The 15,853-nt window shown below is 62.8% G+C and carries 21 protein-coding genes and 1 tRNA gene; all 22 read left to right on the forward strand.

Translation table 11 applies throughout. The features are described 5' to 3' along the window. Positions 1-461, forward strand: a 461-nt coding sequence (locus QWY79_RS10365; protein WP_290272445.1) for a M24 family metallopeptidase, incomplete at its 5' end; no start/stop codon positions are given. Beyond that, the gene (locus QWY79_RS10370; RefSeq protein ID WP_290272447.1) at positions 458-1,366 is read left to right on the forward strand and encodes a hypothetical protein; all 909 of its coding nucleotides are present in this window, start codon (positions 458-460) and stop codon (positions 1,364-1,366) included. The genes QWY79_RS10365 and QWY79_RS10370, both read left to right, overlap by 4 nt. Before the next feature lie 230 nt (positions 1,367-1,596). Continuing rightward, on the forward strand, positions 1,597-1,998 hold the full coding sequence (locus tag QWY79_RS10375; RefSeq protein ID WP_290272449.1) for a LuxR C-terminal-related transcriptional regulator: 402 nt from the start codon (positions 1,597-1,599) through the stop codon (positions 1,996-1,998). Further along, the gene (locus QWY79_RS10380) at positions 1,995-2,285 is read left to right on the forward strand and encodes a hypothetical protein (protein ID WP_290272451.1); all 291 of its coding nucleotides are present in this window, start codon (positions 1,995-1,997) and stop codon (positions 2,283-2,285) included. Before QWY79_RS10375 ends, QWY79_RS10380 begins: the two co-directional genes overlap by 4 nt. Then, the gene (locus tag QWY79_RS10385) at positions 2,282-2,596 is read left to right on the forward strand and encodes a hypothetical protein (protein ID WP_290272453.1); all 315 of its coding nucleotides are present in this window, start codon (positions 2,282-2,284) and stop codon (positions 2,594-2,596) included. The genes QWY79_RS10380 and QWY79_RS10385 overlap by 4 nt, the downstream gene beginning before the upstream one ends. Continuing rightward, on the forward strand, positions 2,593-2,880 hold the full coding sequence (locus tag QWY79_RS10390; RefSeq protein WP_290272455.1) for a hypothetical protein: 288 nt from the start codon (positions 2,593-2,595) through the stop codon (positions 2,878-2,880). The genes QWY79_RS10385 and QWY79_RS10390 overlap by 4 nt, the downstream gene beginning before the upstream one ends. A gap of 10 nt (positions 2,881-2,890) precedes the next feature. Continuing rightward, the gene (locus tag QWY79_RS10395) at positions 2,891-3,154 is read left to right on the forward strand and encodes a hypothetical protein (RefSeq protein ID WP_290272457.1); all 264 of its coding nucleotides are present in this window, start codon (positions 2,891-2,893) and stop codon (positions 3,152-3,154) included. 12 nt (positions 3,155-3,166) lie between these two features. Continuing rightward, complete coding sequence (locus tag QWY79_RS10400) at positions 3,167-3,484, forward strand: hypothetical protein (RefSeq protein ID WP_290272459.1); 318 nt, start codon at positions 3,167-3,169, stop codon at positions 3,482-3,484. A 1-nt stretch (position 3,485) separates the two neighbouring features. Next, positions 3,486-4,415, forward strand: coding sequence for a recombination-associated protein RdgC (locus QWY79_RS10405; RefSeq protein ID WP_290272461.1), 930 nt, complete (start codon positions 3,486-3,488; stop codon positions 4,413-4,415). Beyond that, on the forward strand, positions 4,412-4,705 hold the full coding sequence (locus QWY79_RS10410) for a hypothetical protein (RefSeq protein WP_290272462.1): 294 nt from the start codon (positions 4,412-4,414) through the stop codon (positions 4,703-4,705). The genes QWY79_RS10405 and QWY79_RS10410 overlap by 4 nt, the downstream gene beginning before the upstream one ends. Next, the gene (locus QWY79_RS10415; protein ID WP_290272464.1) at positions 4,702-6,285 is read left to right on the forward strand and encodes a DNA cytosine methyltransferase; all 1,584 of its coding nucleotides are present in this window, start codon (positions 4,702-4,704) and stop codon (positions 6,283-6,285) included. Before QWY79_RS10410 ends, QWY79_RS10415 begins: the two co-directional genes overlap by 4 nt. Next, positions 6,282-6,671: a DUF7694 domain-containing protein gene (locus QWY79_RS10420; RefSeq protein WP_290272465.1), complete on the forward strand. Its 390-nt coding sequence runs from the start codon at positions 6,282-6,284 to the stop codon at positions 6,669-6,671. Before QWY79_RS10415 ends, QWY79_RS10420 begins: the two co-directional genes overlap by 4 nt. Further along, complete coding sequence (locus tag QWY79_RS10425) at positions 6,671-7,135, forward strand: hypothetical protein (RefSeq protein WP_290272467.1); 465 nt, start codon at positions 6,671-6,673, stop codon at positions 7,133-7,135. The genes QWY79_RS10420 and QWY79_RS10425 overlap by 1 nt, the downstream gene beginning before the upstream one ends. Continuing rightward, positions 7,128-7,388 (forward strand): hypothetical protein, encoded by a 261-nt coding sequence (locus QWY79_RS10430; protein WP_290272469.1) that lies wholly within the window; start codon positions 7,128-7,130, stop codon positions 7,386-7,388. The genes QWY79_RS10425 and QWY79_RS10430 overlap by 8 nt, the downstream gene beginning before the upstream one ends. Further along, the gene (locus QWY79_RS10435; protein ID WP_290272470.1) at positions 7,385-7,906 is read left to right on the forward strand and encodes a hypothetical protein; all 522 of its coding nucleotides are present in this window, start codon (positions 7,385-7,387) and stop codon (positions 7,904-7,906) included. The genes QWY79_RS10430 and QWY79_RS10435 overlap by 4 nt, the downstream gene beginning before the upstream one ends. Before the next feature lie 3 nt (positions 7,907-7,909). Next, positions 7,910-8,140 carry a DUF4224 domain-containing protein gene (locus QWY79_RS10440; protein ID WP_290272472.1) on the forward strand — a complete coding sequence of 77 codons (231 nt, stop codon included), beginning with the start codon at positions 7,910-7,912 and terminating at the stop codon, positions 8,138-8,140. Next, a complete protein-coding gene (locus tag QWY79_RS10445; RefSeq protein ID WP_290272474.1) occupies positions 8,137-9,147 on the forward strand; it encodes a tyrosine-type recombinase/integrase in 1,011 nt (336 codons plus the stop codon). Before QWY79_RS10440 ends, QWY79_RS10445 begins: the two co-directional genes overlap by 4 nt. A 128-nt stretch (positions 9,148-9,275) precedes the next feature. Continuing rightward, positions 9,276-9,349, forward strand: a tRNA-Gly gene (locus tag QWY79_RS10450). Between the two features lie 42 nt (positions 9,350-9,391). Next, complete coding sequence (locus QWY79_RS10455) at positions 9,392-9,757, forward strand: hypothetical protein (protein WP_141318456.1); 366 nt, start codon at positions 9,392-9,394, stop codon at positions 9,755-9,757. Positions 9,758-9,829: 72 nt separating this feature from the next. Further along, positions 9,830-10,627: an AraC family transcriptional regulator gene (locus QWY79_RS10460; protein WP_290272478.1), complete on the forward strand. Its 798-nt coding sequence runs from the start codon at positions 9,830-9,832 to the stop codon at positions 10,625-10,627. Between the two features lie 229 nt (positions 10,628-10,856). Then, entirely contained in the window at positions 10,857-14,048 is a 3,192-nt protein-coding gene (putA, locus tag QWY79_RS10465) for a bifunctional proline dehydrogenase/L-glutamate gamma-semialdehyde dehydrogenase PutA (RefSeq protein WP_290272479.1), read from the forward strand. 177 nt (positions 14,049-14,225) lie between these two features. Beyond that, on the forward strand, positions 14,226-15,731 hold the full coding sequence (gene nhaC, locus QWY79_RS10470) for a Na+/H+ antiporter NhaC (RefSeq protein WP_290272481.1): 1,506 nt from the start codon (positions 14,226-14,228) through the stop codon (positions 15,729-15,731). The last annotated feature ends 122 nt before the right edge of the window (positions 15,732-15,853 follow it).

Consider the following 15,853-nt stretch of genomic DNA (forward strand, 5'->3'; position numbering starts at 1 on the left):
ACAAACCCTCCGCAAATCACCAGGCTGCACTCAAAAAAGCCTTTGAGGAATTGGCCAGCAGCCCAGAAATTCATCAAGCTATCGCCCTGGATAGCCTGCTCGCCAACGTCGACCGAAACATCGGCAACTTGCTGCGCAAAGCCAAGGGGCGCTATGTATTGATCGACCATGGCAAGTGCTTGACCGGCGATGGCTGGCGTGTGGAGAATCTCGACCCCGCCGCGGACTACCCCAACACCCTGTCCAGAATCGCACGCAAAGTCTCCAGTTCATGGCAGATCAACCATGCTACATTGAAGGAGCATGACGCGATGATAGAGTGTCTGGATGGCGCCCTTGATACCCTCAGGCCATGGATGCTCAAGGCCATTGAGCAGAAGGAAGCCGAGGCGGTGGAGGACTTCATCCGCCAGCGCGGCTATCCTGGCCGCTACGCGCATCGGATAGGGCTTGTGATATGAGCATTGCCAATCGATTAATTGACCAGCTGCAGCAAGACGAGCCCGTCGCCTCACCGCAGATCACTCGCGGTCGCTGGTTCAATATTCAGTTGCAACCTAACCTATTCGCTGGCGAAAAGCTCAATGTCGGCGTCGGCTTTGTCGACCAGACCGGCCGTCTGCATACTCGCGTCAGCAACAACCTATCAAGGCTTCGTTGTCTTTATGACGACCGAGTGGACCTGGAAGGCATACAGATGCTGGTGGGGCTCGCCGGCGACCTGTTCGACCGCGAGCTATATGAACCCGATATGCCGGGTGCCGTCAGCCCTCAGCTAAGCTTCAGCACACCCAGCTACGCTGCTGGAACCTGCGTTGAAGAGATTCTCGAAACCTTCTACGAGCAGACTGTCTCGCTAGTACCGCCTCTTCAGGAGAAGGACGCCAAACGCACCTATTTTCGCGGCTACACCAACCGGGCCGCTCGTCAGTCTCTGCAGCAATGGATGACGAAGAATCACCAAGAGCTCGCAAGCCGAATCTTCCCGAGAGACCCCGCTTTCAAAATTCGCGCCGTCGACGGTGGCGCCACGCAAGAGCACACGGTCGACCTCCCGCTTCATCAGCCCGGTAAGTTGGCTGGCAGCATCATCTCCGCCTACTGCAGTACAGAACAAACCGCCCAACTCCGACTACTGCAGTCTGCCATGACCATAAACACTACCAAACGGCACCTTGAAAAAGAGAAAATCGGCCTATTTGTTCTCCGTCCAGGAGAGGACAGCGGACTCGGCCGCAAGGTGCTTCGTCACTTCGACGAAATGATCGACGAGAACGTATGGCAACTGCGTGATGCCGGCGTTCATGTCGGCGTGGAGTGCTCAGTAGAGTCGCTCGGCCGCGAAGTCGCCGGCTGGGCGGCCTGAGCCAAACATAGATCTTCTGTATATAGCGAGCGGACCCAACCGCAACAAGAAGTTCGCTACGACGATGCTGAGCTCAGCACTGCTGACCGGCCCCACCCTAGGTCTTTAAACCCGCCCCAGAGGCGGGTTTTTTGTGGGTGCCTCAAAAAAACCAACCAATGGTTATTGACTTAAAAACAACCTTTGGTTCATATTGATCCCGTCAAATCACAACCGATGGATCATGTTCCATGAACCAAGATCGCCCATACACCCAGACCATCGAGGCCTTCGGCTACCGCTGCCGCGTAGGCCGACGCGCCGACGACCTGCCGACCATCAAGCAAGCGCATGTCATGGCAGGCATTGCAGCCGGCTTGACCCAGAAAGAGATCGCCAAGCTGCGAGGCGTTTCGCCAGCCACGGTCAAAAGCGCTTCCGAAACCATCTATGCATGGCTGAAGGCGCAACGAGCTGCCGATGCCGTCGCCAAGGCCATGCGCCGCGGCTGGATCGCCCCGCTCGCGCTGGCGCTGATGCTGGCCGACCTGCACGGCATCAGCATGCGGCATCGACCGCCGACACGCACGCGCCAACCCATCACATGCAGCAGCCGAGTAGGTCGTCGGGACCTGGGGAGCGTGCTGGCATGAAGACCATCGAGATCCCCGTCCGCCACATGGCTCGTGCCTGGCGGGTCCACGCCCAGCCTGATGGTCTCTCCGACCCGGCTGTCGAGTTGCTGGCGCGAGAAGCCGTTGCTGGCACTCCCCGTGCCGGGTATCGGCCGGCCTTCCGGGTGCCGAGCAAAGACCTGGTCGTCGAGATATATGCATGCCAGCCGCACCGCACATCCGCTGATGCCATCGACTGGCTCGGCTGGATGCTCGAGCAGCTGCACAACAACGGCAACATCCAGTTGCACCGGGAGGCCTCATGAGTCTGCACGAGAAGACCCAGCGCCAGCTGATCCGCAACAGGGTCCACGAAATCACCGACATGGCCCAGGACATCAACCTGCAGGGCGAGCACGTCGTCGCAGTGAGGTACATGCCCGACAGCATTGGCAGCGTCGAGGGGTTCCACCACAGCCTGCGCGTGGCCGTCAGCAGCCCAGGACGGGGGCGCAAAACCCTAGAGGTGGAACTGCCTATTCCCGAGTGGAGCGTTACTCAGCTGGATAACTGCCTGTCCGAAACCGAATACGTGCGCCAGCAACTGCGCGAGCTGAATACGGAGGTCCCGCAATGAGCCGAGAACGCGAACTCAGAGGCCTGGCCGCTTGGCCCTTCGCCCTGCCCGCCGCCTTCCTGGCGCTATTCGTGTTGGGCGCGGTGCAGCAGACAGAGCGCGAGGTCGCTGCAGAAGCCCACAGGCAGTACTGCGCCAGCGTGGCCACCTGGCATGCCGAGGCCCGGCAAGGCATCGCTCCCGAGCACCGCACCGGGCACCCGGACTATGACGGCATCGCCGCCGAGCAGTGCCCCAACTCTTCAGGAACTCTTAACAGTTCGCGCCAGCTCGCCAGCTATTGAGGAGGTCGAGATGCCATTCGTTTCAGTGGAAGTGGATACAGGCGATGTCATCGGCGACATCAGCACGAAGGAACTGCGGGAAGAACTCGAGTCCCGCTCACGCGAGGGTGATACGACACCACTCCCGCTCCCGGACAACTTTGATGCCATGACCGGCCGCAACTCCGAGCAGCTGCTCGAAACGGTTTACGAGGAACGCCGGAATGGCAACGACGCCCGGGCCCTGGAGCTCGTCGACCGACTCATCTACGCGGCCCTCGGCCGGATCGTTTGAGGAGATAGCGCCATGCGACTGATCGACCAACTTTTGGATCATCCGCTACTTGAAGAGCGACCTGTGAAGAGAATCCTGGAGCCGCTCGGGTTCCATGTCCACATCGAGACACTGGATATACCAGACCAGGACGAAGAGCCCGAAGATGCTGAGCGCTTCGGAGCCGACCCCAACGCTTTCATGGCAGCGATTGCGTTTGAGGTGCCGGTGGGTTTTACCGAGCTTGATCGCTTCGATAACGAGGACGGCGAGATCGTGATGCTCGCGGTTAAACCCAACTCTCAGATGGCCGCCAGCATGATGGCGCCGGTTGCGCAGGAGGGTGCCTGATATGTGGATCAAGAACCTACACCTGTACCGCTTGCACAACGCCAACGAGATAGACCTGGCAACAACGGTTGCGACGCTGGAGGAGCAGGCCTATCGCCCTCTCGGGGGCAGTGAGGCCCGGCGGATGGGCTGGGCAACTCCCGCCGGCCGTGCTGACACCCGCTATATGCACGAACTCCAGGGCCACCGCCTGCTGACCGCCATCCGCCAGGAGCGGATCTTGCCGCCAGCAGTGGTGAATGAGGAGGTCGAGGAACGCGCCAGCGCGCAGGAGTCGGCCGAAGGCCGCAAGCTGCGCCGCCAGGAAAAGCTGGCCCTCAAGGAACAGGTCTACGAGGAGCTGCTGCCCCGGGCCTTCGTGCGTACCCAGCGCATCGACCTTTGGTGGGATACGACGCGCAACCTGATTGGCGTGGCCACAAGCAGCCGGAAGCGTGCCGAGGAAGTGCTCGACCTGCTGCGCGAGACGTTGGGGTCGCTCAAGGTGACGCCGCTGACCACCAACACCCTACCCATGCGGGCGATGACAGCCTGGCTCAGCGACACGGACACTCGCCCCGCCGACATGCAGATCGGCGACACGGTCGATCTCAAGGCCAAGGGCGATGACGGCGTAGTCCGTGGCCGCCAAGTCGACCTGGACAGTGATGAGATGCAACGGCTGCTCGAGGGTGACCGGCAGGCCAGCAAGCTCGCCCTGGGTATCGAGGGCATGATCCAGTTCGTGCTCCACGACGACCTGGCCATCAAGGGCATCCGGTTTGATGACGCCGTGATTGATGAGGCCGGCCAGGCAGACGATGGCGACGACGCCACCGTGCGCCTCGAGACCGATTTCCTGCTGATGGCCCAGGCCCTGGGCGCCAGCATCGACCGGCTGGTTGAGTGGCTGGGTGGCGAGGCGCAGCAGGGGCAGGAGGTGCCGTCATGACTGCCGATCCGATCCTCGATCCACGCACCGGGAAAATGATCACCGTCTATGACCTGGCTCGCCAGACCAGCGTGGCCGCCCACGTCATCTGGCACCGCTATGAGTCCCTGGGCGTGCGTTCCATGACTCTGATCGCCCCCAAGGGCACACCCATCGACATCGATGCCGAGCGAGCAGCAGCCCGGTGCATCTTCCTGCGCTCGCGCGTCGGCATCCTGTCCACCCACCGCCTCGGCGAGTTCGCCCGGGGCCTGCGCCAGCAATCGCAAGCATGGAGGGCGGCGGCGTGACCAACCTGAACCTATTTGGCCACGAGCTGGTCGTCGACAATTTCGCCGGCGGTGGCGGCGCCAGCGAGGGCATCGAGCAGGCCCTGGGCCGACCGGTGGACCTCGCCATCAACCACGACCCCACGGCCATCGCCGTGCACACTGCCAACCACCCGGACGCTGACCACAGCGTGGCCGACGTATGGGACATCGACCCCGAGCAGGCCGCCGCCGGTCGGCCGGTAGGGCTGGCCTGGTTCTCGCCCGACTGCCGCCACCACAGCAAGGCCAAGGGCGGGCGCCCGGTCAGCAAGAGCGTGCGCGGTCTGGCCTGGGTGGCCGCGCGCTGGGCTGCCAAGGTGAAGCCGAGGGTGATTGCCCTGGAGAACGTGGAGGAGTTCTTGGACTGGGGCCCGCTGATGAAGGACGACAAGGGCCGCATCGTGCCGGACCCTGCGCGCAAGGGGCAGACGTTCCGAGGTTTCGTGCGCGCGCTGCAGCGCCACGGCTACCAGGTCGATTGGAAGGTCCTGCGTGCTTGTGACTACGGCGCCCCGACCATCCGCCGCCGGCTGTTCCTGGTGGCTCGCCGTGACGGCCTGCCGATTGTGTGGCCCAAGCCGACGCATGCCGACCCGGCGGCGCCATCCGTGCGCCGGGGGAAGATGAAGCCCTGGGCGACCGCTGCCGAGTGCATTGACTGGTCCATCCCCTGCCCGAGCATCTTCGACCGGGAGCGCCCACTGGCCGACGCCACACTGCGCCGGATCGCCAAGGGGGTGATGCGCTATGTGGTCGAGTCTGGTGACCCGTTCATTGTGAAGGTGAACCATACCGCCAGCTGGTATGACGCCTTCCGAGGGCAATCGCTGCATGATCCGCTGCAGACCGTGACGGTCTCGCCGGGATTCACCGTCGTCTCGCCGACGCTGATCCAGACCGGCTACGGAGAGCGCGCAGGGCAGGCGCCGCGCGCCCTCGACATGCATCGCCCGCTCGGCACCGTGGTCGCGGGCGGCCAGAAGCATGCCTTGGTCTCGGCCTTCCTGGCCAAGCACTTCACCGGCGTGGTCGGCGACGACCTGCGTCGGCCTGTACCAACGGTCACCGCCACCGATCATAACGCCCTGGTCGCCGCCAACCTGGTGAACCTGAAAGGCAGTGAGCGCGGCGGGCGGGATGTCCGCGAGCCGGTGCCTACCGTATGCGCCGGCGGCACCCACGCCGCGGCAGTGGCCGCCTTTCTGGCGCCCTACTACGGGAGTGGCTCGGGAGAGACCGGCCGCGACATGCGTGACCCGGCTCCCACGGTCACCACCAAGGACCGCTTCCAGCTGGTCACGGTCACCATCGAGGGCGAGCAATACGCCATCGTCGACATCGGCATGCGCATGCTCCAGCCCCATGAGCTCGCCGCCGCCCAGGGTTTCCCTGACAGCTACAAGTTCGCCAAGGCTGGCGGCCGCGCCGTGCCCAAGTACCGCCAGGTGCAGCTGATCGGCAACAGCGTCTGCCCGCCGCTGGCCCGCGCGATCGTCGAGGCCAATTTCACCCACGAACGTCGGTTCATGCCGGCGCCAGCAGGGAGCGAGGCAGCATGACCAACCGCACCCATCGTCGGCTGGCCAAGAAGCAGGCCAGAAAAAAGCCGACGCTTCTGACCGAAGCGCCCAGGTACATGTGGCCAAGCGATGCCTGGCAGGAACATCGGCTCAACGTCTGGATCAGCTGTGAATACCTGGTCCAGGTGTTCGACGAGCACGACGGCATTATCCGCCTATCCATCAACGACGTGATGCTCGAAGAAGACGGCTGGGCCGACGGTATGACTTGGGATGAACTGATGGAGATCAAGCGGCAGTGCGGCTACGCCGACCGGCCCGCCGTCGAGATCTATCCGGACGACGACAACATCGTGAACGTCGCGAACATGCGGCACCTCTGGCTGCTACCTGAGGCCCCGGCATTCATGTGGAGGGATATGTGATGGCTGAATCAGCGAAAGACCGACGAGCCCGGGAGGCTATCGAGAATCTGTCGCGCCAGCTCAGTGATATGCGCGAGGAGCGCGACGCCCTGGCGGCGCATGTGGAACAAATACGAGAGGCATTCATGCCGGGCGCTGATGGCACTGATGGCGGTAGGCTGCTTGCGATTGGCTACGTCCTAAATCAATCGCCCACCACCTCCCTCGCCCGCCGCGATGCTCGGATGAAGGCGGAGGCATTCGCCGAAGCTGGTGCCGCGTGTATCCATATCGAGAAGGGGCAGAACGACCTGGCTTGGATGCACAAAGAGGTCGCGCCTGATGGCGAGGAGTATGTCGGAGGGAACGGCATTCCCTACAGCAACAAGGCGTTTGGCGCCCAGCACTGCAGAGACGAGATGGCGAGATTGCAGTCCAGCTACAGCCAGCAGACCGACACAGCCGGGGAGGCGAACCATGACTGACTGGAACAAAGACGCACAACTATCCCGGATAGACGCTATTCGAATTATCGAAAGAGCCACGGACCGCGATGATCCAGATTGGGATTATGTCGTCGAGGATTGGTACGACGAAGAAAGCGACTCCTGGCCTTCTTTGCAACACGTTCTCGTAGCCCTGGGTATCACAGAGCACGAATACGTTGAGGCCACGGGATGCGATAACGCCAACTGGCCTGACGATAATCGCCACCCTGCCGAGGAGACAGTCGAGTGACCAGGGCAACACACACCCACACCCAACACGGTGGTCGTTATGCCGAGCTCAACCAGTTCGACGGCGGTGGCGCCCTGGAAGGTCAGAAGCTCGTGGCCTACCGAGACCTCGACAAGGACGTGACGAGCGCCACCACGCTGGACGACTGGCGCCAGCACTGGCGCCCAATCGCCGCCGACGACTGCACGGTGTGCCTGGGCACCGGTCGGGACAGCATTAAGGGCAACAAGCGCCAGCCATGCGGAGGTTGTTACGGGCTCGGAAAGGTTCGGAAGGACGGCGAGACGCCTCAGGACATGTGGCAGCTGGCCCAAGTCGCCCAGGGCATCATCCAGCGCCAGCAGAAGGGAATAGATCAGCGGGACCAGGTGCTGGCCTATCCGGAGGTACGGGAAGCGTTGCATGAAAGAAACAAGCGGCGCCAGCAGGCAGGCCCGGAGGACTGGGTGCAGCGAGAGCAGGATTGGCGAGCAGGCGACGGCCGTGGCCACGGTGGCAAGCGACACACGGGGGATTGAGAGATGGGGGCACTGATACTGACACGAGAGGAAGTGCGCGAGCTGACGGGTAGCGCTCAGCGTGCCTTGCAGCGACAGCACCTGAATGCCTTGGGAATCCCCTATCGGGTCAACGCCCAGGGCTGGCCGGTCGTTTTGCGCGATGCTGCCGTGAAATCGCTCGGCGGCGATGCGGCCAATGACGGCCGGGATAACGACGATGCGACACTCGACATGAGGTTTCTGGACTCATGAAAGACATGCCGAAGCGCTGGGCGTACAAGCACGGCGCCTACTACTACCGGCCACGGCCGGAAGAGCGCGACCAGTTCGAGGGAAAGGCCTGGTACCGCTTGGGCAAGAGCTACGGCGAGGCCCTACGCGCCTATGCCAACATCCAGGACATCCAGCTGAGCGACAAGATGAGCAGCATCATCGATCGCTACCAAACGGAGATTCTGCCCAAGCGCGGCACCAGCACGCAGAACGGGTACAACGTAGCGCTGCGCCGCCTGCGTTCCGGCATGGGGCACAACCCGGTAGCGTCCATCACGCCCAAATTCGCGTATCAGTACCTCGACGCGCTGGCCAAGGCCAAGGGCATGTCGGTCGCCAATACCGACCTGAAGGTGCTCAACCAGGTGCTCAACTCCGCCGTGCGCTGGGGCGTCATCGAGCGAAACCCGCTGAAAGGGACAGTGAAGTACTTCGGCAAGCGTGACGGGCTCCAGAAAGAGCGCAATCGCTACGTCGAGGACTGGGAGCTGGCCGCCTGGCAGAGCGTGGCCACACCTCAACAGCGGGCATTCGCTGCCATCGTGATGCTCACCGGGATCCGCAAGGGCGACTGCCTGAGCATCATGGAAGCCCACATCACCGATGAGACGCTCACGGTGCATGTCAGCAAGAACAGCCGGCCAGTCGTGTTCGAGATGACCAAGGCACTTCGAGCGGCCATCGAGCAAGCACAGGAATGCAAGCCGGCGCCATCCCTCTACCTGCTGCCCAACCGATTCGGCCGCTGCCAGATCAGCGCCAGCGGGAAGAGCCAGCCATTCGACGATAAGTGGCGGCAGACCATGCGGACGGCGATCAAGGAAACCGACCTCGAGGAAGCGTTCACCCGGCACGACCTGCGCGCCAAAGTCGGCAGCGATGCCGAAGACGAGCGCCGTGCCCAGGAGCTTCTCGACCACTCCGATCCCAGCATCACGCGCCAGCACTACCGGCGGAAGAAGCGAGCGATTCGCCCCGTCAAATAGGCCGTGGAAGTTGTCTCACAGCACCCCATGCAAAAACGGCAAAACAACAAGTTATCTGGGAAAAATCGCGAAAATCGTGAGACACCTTGCAAGAGATAACGTCGCGGAATTACTATCGAATCGGCCTCGCGGGTGTAGCTCAATGGTAGAGCAGAAGCTTCCCAAGCTTACGACGAGGGTTCGATTCCCTTCACCCGCTCCATCTCTCATTTCGTCGCGCCGCCTGCCGGCCCTCGAGCGCCCCATGGCATTGTTTCTTACCGTCTTCGCCGTCTGCATGCTGATCTTCGGCGGTGTCGCCCTGGTCCTGCTGACGACGCGTACTCCGCGTTACCGCACCGAGCCGGAGCACCTGCTGGATCTCTTCGACAAGGCGCTGGACAACCGGGTCGGCGAGACCGAGTGGAACGCCCTCATCGATTACCCCATCCGCCACGACGAGTACATGGAGAACGTGCGTCGCCGGGCTCGCCTGCTGATGGATGAACATGGCTGGCATGGCCGGGTGGCACGCGGCAAGCCGCTCCTCGACGAGGAAGGCCATGCCGAGTTGCATGCCCTGCGCCAGCACCTGGCCGCCCGAACGCGGCTCAAGCGTGGCGAAGGCTGAACATGTTAATCCCGGCTGAATCCGTTACCATGCCCGAAGCATGCCTCGGAATCGTCTCGCCGGAGGTTCGCCATGACCAGCGCGATCCGTCAGATCCCTCTCGATACTGCCGTTCACCATCATGCCCATGACTTTCACCAGATCGTCATTGGCCTGCGGGGTCAGGCAGAATTCGAGATCGAAGGCCTGGGCGGCTCCATCTCGGCCCTGTCCGGCTGCATCGTGCCAGCCAACCATGTGCACTACTACGCCGGCACCGGGGACAACCATCAGCTGATCCTCGACCTGCCCGACAACGCCCTCTCGCTGACCGGCCACCAGCACGAACTGGTGCGACTGTTCGATGCGCCACGCTTCTTCGATCTCGATGCGCCGCTGGAACGCTACCTGGAATTCGTGGTGAGCGAACTGGGCCAGCTTTCGCAGCAGGGCCGCTTGAGCGCCCTGCAACAGGAGCGTCTGGCCACCACTCTGCTCGGTTCACTGCATGCCCGCCTGACCCAGGAACCCGCGGCCCGCGGCCGCCATCTCGACCTCGCCGCCCTGGACCGCTTCATCGATCGTCACCTGGGCACCAACCTGCGCGTTGCCGACCTGGCCGCGGAGGCCTGCCTGAGCGAGGCCCACTTCAACGCACGCTTTCGCGAGCAGACCGGGCTTTCGCCCTGGCAGTACGTGCTGCGCCGCCGGCTCGATACATCGGAGCGGCTGCTGCACGAGAGCCGACTGCCCCTCTCGGAAATTGCCGCCTTGACCGGTTTTGCCACCCAGAGCGCCTTTTCGCGTGCCTTCCGGCGCACCTTCGGGCATCCGCCGAGCAGGGTGCGCAGCCGACCGGATCAGGCACTGACCACTCGCGCCACGTCCTGAGGAGGTTCGGCGGGCTCCCAACCCGCATGCCCAACAGGCTAGACGAAGGTCTAAGCTTCCATGAGTGAGTGACCAACTACGTCGGAATCGTTAAATCCATCCGTGAATTCGACAAGCAGACCATTCCAATGCCCCCTACCCTCATCAGGATGCCCTTGGTCCGCTGGCGTCCTGATGCTGGCTGGACAGACAACACGCTGTGAAGACGGGCTTTGACCGGGGAAGATTCATGCTGAATGCCAACAAGATGCTGGATGACGCCACCTGGCGCCAGGAACTCGACACACTGTTTGCCACTGTCAGCGACCATTACGTGGTCGATGAGGCGAGCTTTGTCGAAGAGCTGATCACGGCGCTCGAAACCGACGAGCGCGACTTTGCACGCATTGCCGACAAGACGGCGGAGCTGGTTCGCGAGATCCGCGAGACCGATACGGCGGTGGACACCATCGACGAGCTTCTGCAGCAATACAGCCTGGACACCCATGAAGGCCTGATGCTGATGTGCCTGGCGGAAGCCATGCTGCGCATTCCCGACAAGGCCACCGCCGATGCCCTGATCGAGGACAAGCTGGGCCCGGCCGACTGGAAATCGTATCTGGGACGCAGTGAATCCTGGATGGTCAATGCTTCCACCTGGGGGCTGCTGATGACCGGCCGCGTGGTGACCATGGACAAGCCGCAGGATGGTCGACCCTCCGGCTTCATCAACAAGATGGTCAACCGCATGGGCGAGCCGGTGATCCGGCGTGCCATGGTCGAAGCGATGAAGATCATGGGCAAGCAGTTCGTGCTCGGGCGCGACATCGACGAGGCCCTCAAGCGCTCCCGGCCCCAGTTCGACAACGGCGATACCTACTCCTACGACATGCTCGGCGAAGCGGCCCGAACCCGCGATGATGCCCAGCGCTACTTCAAGGATTATGCGCGCGCCATCGAGCAGGTCGGCAAGACCAGCGCCCAGCTGGGTGCCTCGACCCCGGCGCCCTCGGTATCCATCAAGCTCTCGGCCCTGCATCCCCGCTATGAATTCGGGCGCCGCGAACAGGTGCTCGAGGAGCTGGTCGCCAGCACGCTCGAGTTGGTGACCATGGCCCGCGAGCGCAATGTCGCGGTGACCATCGATGCCGAGGAAGTCGATCGTCTCGAGCTGTCGCTGGAGGTCTTCCGCGCCATCTACGAACACGATGTCTGCCGCGGCTGGGGGCACTTCGGGCTGGTGATCCAGGCCTACGCCAAGCGTGCCCTGCCGGTGCTGCACTACATCAACCGCCTGGCCGAAAACCAGGGCGACGTGATTCCGGTGCGCCTGGTCAAGGGCGCTTACTGGGATACCGAAATCAAGGAATCCCAGCAGCTGGGTGTCGAGGGCTATCCCGTCTATACCCGCAAGGCCGCCACCGACGTGGCCTACCTGGTGTGCGCACGCTTCCTGCTGGCCGAGTCGACGCGCGACCGGATCTTCCCGCAGTTCGCGACCCATAACGCCCACACCATCAGCACCATCCTGGAGGTGGCCAACGCGGCGGATCGGAACTTCGAGTTCCAGCGCCTGCACGGCATGGGCGAAGCCCTCTACAGCTCGGCGCTCAAGCGTGCGCCCAAGGGTACCTACTGCCGCATCTACGCCCCGGTCGGCGCCCACAAGGACCTGCTGCCCTACCTGGTCCGCCGCCTGCTGGAGAATGGCGCCAACTCCTCCTTCGTGCACCAGCTGGTCGACCCGCAGGTGCCGGTGGAGTCGCTGTGCGTGCATCCGGTGGAGACGCTGCGCCAGTTCGACAGCCTGGTCAATCCGCAGATTCCGCTGCCGCGGGACATCTACGGCGAAAACCGCCTCAACTCGCGCGGCGTCAATCTCAATATCCGCAGCCACCATGACCCGCTGCTGCAAAGCATGCAGGCGTTCATGGAGCGGACCTACGATGCGCGTCCGCTGCTGGCCTTCGATGTCGCCACCGACAACGACCTGGTACACGAGGTCAGTTGCCCCCATGACCGGCGTCAGACGCTGGGGCGCGTGCTGTGGACCAGCCAGGAACAGGCCGAGCGCGCCGTCGATGCGGCCTGGCAGGCCTTCCCGCGCTGGGAGGCCACCCCGGTCAACGAGCGGGCCGATATCCTGCGTCGCTTTGCCGACCTGCTCGAAGAACACATGGCCGAGCTGATGACGCTGTGCTGCCGGGAAGGCGGCAAGCTGCTCACCGATGGTGTCGACGAGATCCGCGAGGCGGTGGATTTCTGCCGCTACTACGCCACCAAGGCCGAGGAGTTGTTCGGCGGGCCCATCCCGCTTCCGGGCCCGACCGGCGAATCCAACCAGATGGTCATGGGTGGCAAGGGCGTGTTCGCGGCCATCAGTCCGTGGAACTTCCCGGTGGCCATTTTCTGTGGCCAGATGGTCGCCACCGCCGTGGCCGGCAACACCGTCCTGGCCAAGCCGGCGGAGCAGACCTCGATCATTGCCCACCGCGTGGTCGAACTGCTGCACAAGGCCGGCATGCCGCGCGACGTCGTCCAGCTGCTGCCCGGCGATGGCCCCACCGTGGGCAGCGTGCTGACCGGCGACGCGCGCATCACCGGCGTGGTCTTTACCGGCGGCACCGATACCGCCCAGCTGATCAACCGCTCGCTGGCCGCGCGCGACAACGCCCCCCTACCCACCCTGGTGGCAGAGACCGGCGGCATGAACGCCATGATCGTCGACTCCACCGCCCTGCCCGAGCAGGTCGTCAATGATGTCATTCACTCGGCCTTTCAGAGCGCCGGGCAGCGCTGCTCGGCACTGCGCGTGCTCTATCTGCAGGACGACGTGGCCGATCGCGTCATCGAGATTCTCAAGGGCGCGATGGACGAACTGCGTGTGGGGGATCCGCGGGACCTGGGCACCGATGTCGGACCCGTCATCGATGATGATGCCCGCGAGGCACTGCAGGCGCACATCGACAAGCTCAAGGGCGAAGGCCGCCTGATCGCCCAGACCACGCTGGAGGACAGCCGCACCGCCGAGGGCACCTTCATCGCACCGACGGCGTTTCAGATCGATGGCATCGATGCCCTGGAACGCGAGCAGTTCGGGCCGATCCTGCACATCGTTCGCTACCGGTCGCAGGAGATCGACCAGGTCATCGATTCGATCAACGCGCGTGGCTATGGCCTTACCTTCGGTGTGCACAGCCGCAACGAATCCTTCGCCGAGGACATCGCGCGTCGCATCCGCGTCGGCAATGTCTATGTCAATCGCGACATCATCGGCGCCGTGGTCGGCGTGCAACCCTTCGGCGGCCAGGGTTACTCGGGTACCGGCCCCAAGGCGGGCGGCCCGCACTATCTGTTGCGCTTCGCCACCGAGAAGTCGGTGACCATCAATACCGCCGCACTCGGCGGCAATGCCTCACTGCTGGCCATGGGCGACGACTGACGTCAGCGCCTGAATGCCCGCTACCGGGCTCGGCATGCTCACCCCAACAACAAGCAGCTTGCCGAGCCCGCTCAACCCGGGGAAGCGCCACGGCGTTTCCCGGGCTCTCGTCTCCGGGGGAACCGGGGGTACATCGTCACAACGGTCTTGTAATAATCAGCACAACTGGAGGCCTTCATGGAAGACACTACGCAAAGCGACTCGATCCGCGCGCCAGGCTTCGGCCTGGCACTCATCCCCATTCTCGGAACCCTGGCCGTGCTCGCGGTCCAGCTCTTCTACTTCGGAGACTTCACCCCCCATATTCCGCTATCCATCGGTATTGCCCTGACCAGCATCCTGGGGATCTATCTTGGCCATGGCTGGCCGAATATCGAGAAGGGTATTTTCCACGTCATCAATGTGTCGCTCCCTTCAGTATCCGTACTGATCATCGTCGGTATCATCGTGGGCGTCTGGATCGCCAGCGGCACGGTCCCCACACTGATCTATTATGGATTGATCATACTCTCGCCGGAAATCTTTCTGGCCGCCGCCATGATCCTGTGCTCGGTTGTCTCCGTGTCACTGGGCACATCCTGGGGCACCGTCGGCACCATCGGCCTGGCCTTGATGGGCATTGGCGCGGGCTTCGGCATCCCGCCCTACTGGACGGCCGGTGCGGTGGTCTCCGGGGCCTTCTTCGGTGACAAGATTTCGCCGCTCTCCGATACCACCAACCTGGCACCGGCGGTAACCGGCACCAATGTGTTCGACCACATCAAGAACATGATGCCGACCACCATTCCCGCCATGCTGATCGCCCTGGTCATCTACCTGGTGGCAGGCTTCACGGTCATCGACTCTACCCAGACCTCCTTCGAGAGCATCAACGCCATTACCACGGCGCTCAACGAGACGTTCTGGATTTCTCCCTGGCTGCTTTTACCTGCCGTGCTGGTCATCGGTCTGGCAGTCACAAAGCAACCACCCATTCCGTCCTTGTTCGCGGGGGCGGTTGCCGGGGGCGTCATGGCCATGCTCTTTCAGGGCGTCGGCTTGCATGACGTCTTCACCTATGGCAACTCGGGCTACTCCATCGACACTGGCGTCAGTGAAATTGATTCACTGCTCAACAGCGGTGGTATCCAGTCGATGATGTGGACCATCTCGCTGGTCCTGCTGGCGCTGGGCTTTGGCGGCGCACTCGAACGCACCGGCTGCCTGGAAGCGGTCATCAGCAAGATCATCTCGCGCTTCAAGACGTTCGCCAGCATCCAGACGTCTGCCGTGCTGACCTCGGTCGCCACCAATACCGTGGCCGGTGACCCCTACCTGTCAGTCGCCCTGCCGGGACGCATGTATGCGCCGGTCTATCGTGGCATGGGCTATTCGACCCTTAACCTGTCGCGGGGTATTGAAGAAGGCGGGACCCTGGTTTCTCCGCTGGTGCCCTGGAATGCAGGGGGTGCCTTCGTCATCACGGCTCTGTCCTTGAACATCGGCGACGGCAATTTCGAAAACCTGCTGTATATTCCGCTGGCTTTTGCCTGCTGGACGGCGCCTTTCATCGGTATCTTTTATGCCAACGTGGGATGGTTCTCACCCAAGGCGACCGATGCCGAAAAAGCCAAGTGGGATGCGGATGGTGAACATCGCATAGACCCGGAAAGCGGCGGTACCACCGAAGGCAGCTATGCGTAAATAGAGGGAGTTTTGCTTTCAACAGTCCAGTGGAAATATGCTCTACTGGACTGCTGTGCTTCTACAGACACTCTTTTCGTGCCATTAAAGAAGGCAATGGTAGCTGCGACAGTCACCTTTGC

The organism is Halomonas sabkhae (genome assembly GCF_030409265.1).
Taxonomy (GTDB): Bacteria; Pseudomonadota; Gammaproteobacteria; order Pseudomonadales; family Halomonadaceae; genus Halomonas; species Halomonas halmophila.

Excerpts from the sequence above, each read along its gene's own strand:
- QWY79_RS10370 (WP_290272447.1), top strand. The coding sequence starts at position 458 with ATGAGCATTGCCAATCGATTAATTGACCAGCTGCAGCAAGACGAGCCC.
- QWY79_RS10375 (WP_290272449.1), top strand. The coding sequence starts at position 1,597 with ATGAACCAAGATCGCCCATACACCCAGACCATCGAGGCCTTCGGCTAC.
- QWY79_RS10380 (WP_290272451.1), top strand. The coding sequence starts at position 1,995 with ATGAAGACCATCGAGATCCCCGTCCGCCACATGGCTCGTGCCTGGCGG.
- QWY79_RS10385 (WP_290272453.1), top strand. The coding sequence starts at position 2,282 with ATGAGTCTGCACGAGAAGACCCAGCGCCAGCTGATCCGCAACAGGGTC.
- QWY79_RS10390 (WP_290272455.1), top strand. The coding sequence starts at position 2,593 with ATGAGCCGAGAACGCGAACTCAGAGGCCTGGCCGCTTGGCCCTTCGCC.
- QWY79_RS10395 (WP_290272457.1), top strand. The coding sequence starts at position 2,891 with ATGCCATTCGTTTCAGTGGAAGTGGATACAGGCGATGTCATCGGCGAC.
- QWY79_RS10400 (WP_290272459.1), top strand. The coding sequence starts at position 3,167 with ATGCGACTGATCGACCAACTTTTGGATCATCCGCTACTTGAAGAGCGA.
- QWY79_RS10405 (WP_290272461.1), top strand. The coding sequence starts at position 3,486 with ATGTGGATCAAGAACCTACACCTGTACCGCTTGCACAACGCCAACGAG.
- QWY79_RS10410 (WP_290272462.1), top strand. The coding sequence starts at position 4,412 with ATGACTGCCGATCCGATCCTCGATCCACGCACCGGGAAAATGATCACC.
- QWY79_RS10420 (WP_290272465.1), top strand. The coding sequence starts at position 6,282 with ATGACCAACCGCACCCATCGTCGGCTGGCCAAGAAGCAGGCCAGAAAA.
- QWY79_RS10425 (WP_290272467.1), top strand. The coding sequence starts at position 6,671 with ATGGCTGAATCAGCGAAAGACCGACGAGCCCGGGAGGCTATCGAGAAT.
- QWY79_RS10430 (WP_290272469.1), top strand. The coding sequence starts at position 7,128 with ATGACTGACTGGAACAAAGACGCACAACTATCCCGGATAGACGCTATT.
- QWY79_RS10440 (WP_290272472.1), top strand. The coding sequence starts at position 7,910 with ATGGGGGCACTGATACTGACACGAGAGGAAGTGCGCGAGCTGACGGGT.
- QWY79_RS10445 (WP_290272474.1), top strand. The coding sequence starts at position 8,137 with ATGAAAGACATGCCGAAGCGCTGGGCGTACAAGCACGGCGCCTACTAC.
- QWY79_RS10455 (WP_141318456.1), top strand. The coding sequence starts at position 9,392 with ATGGCATTGTTTCTTACCGTCTTCGCCGTCTGCATGCTGATCTTCGGC.
- QWY79_RS10460 (WP_290272478.1), top strand. The coding sequence starts at position 9,830 with ATGACCAGCGCGATCCGTCAGATCCCTCTCGATACTGCCGTTCACCAT.
- putA (WP_290272479.1), top strand. The coding sequence starts at position 10,857 with ATGCTGAATGCCAACAAGATGCTGGATGACGCCACCTGGCGCCAGGAA.
- nhaC (WP_290272481.1), top strand. The coding sequence starts at position 14,226 with ATGGAAGACACTACGCAAAGCGACTCGATCCGCGCGCCAGGCTTCGGC.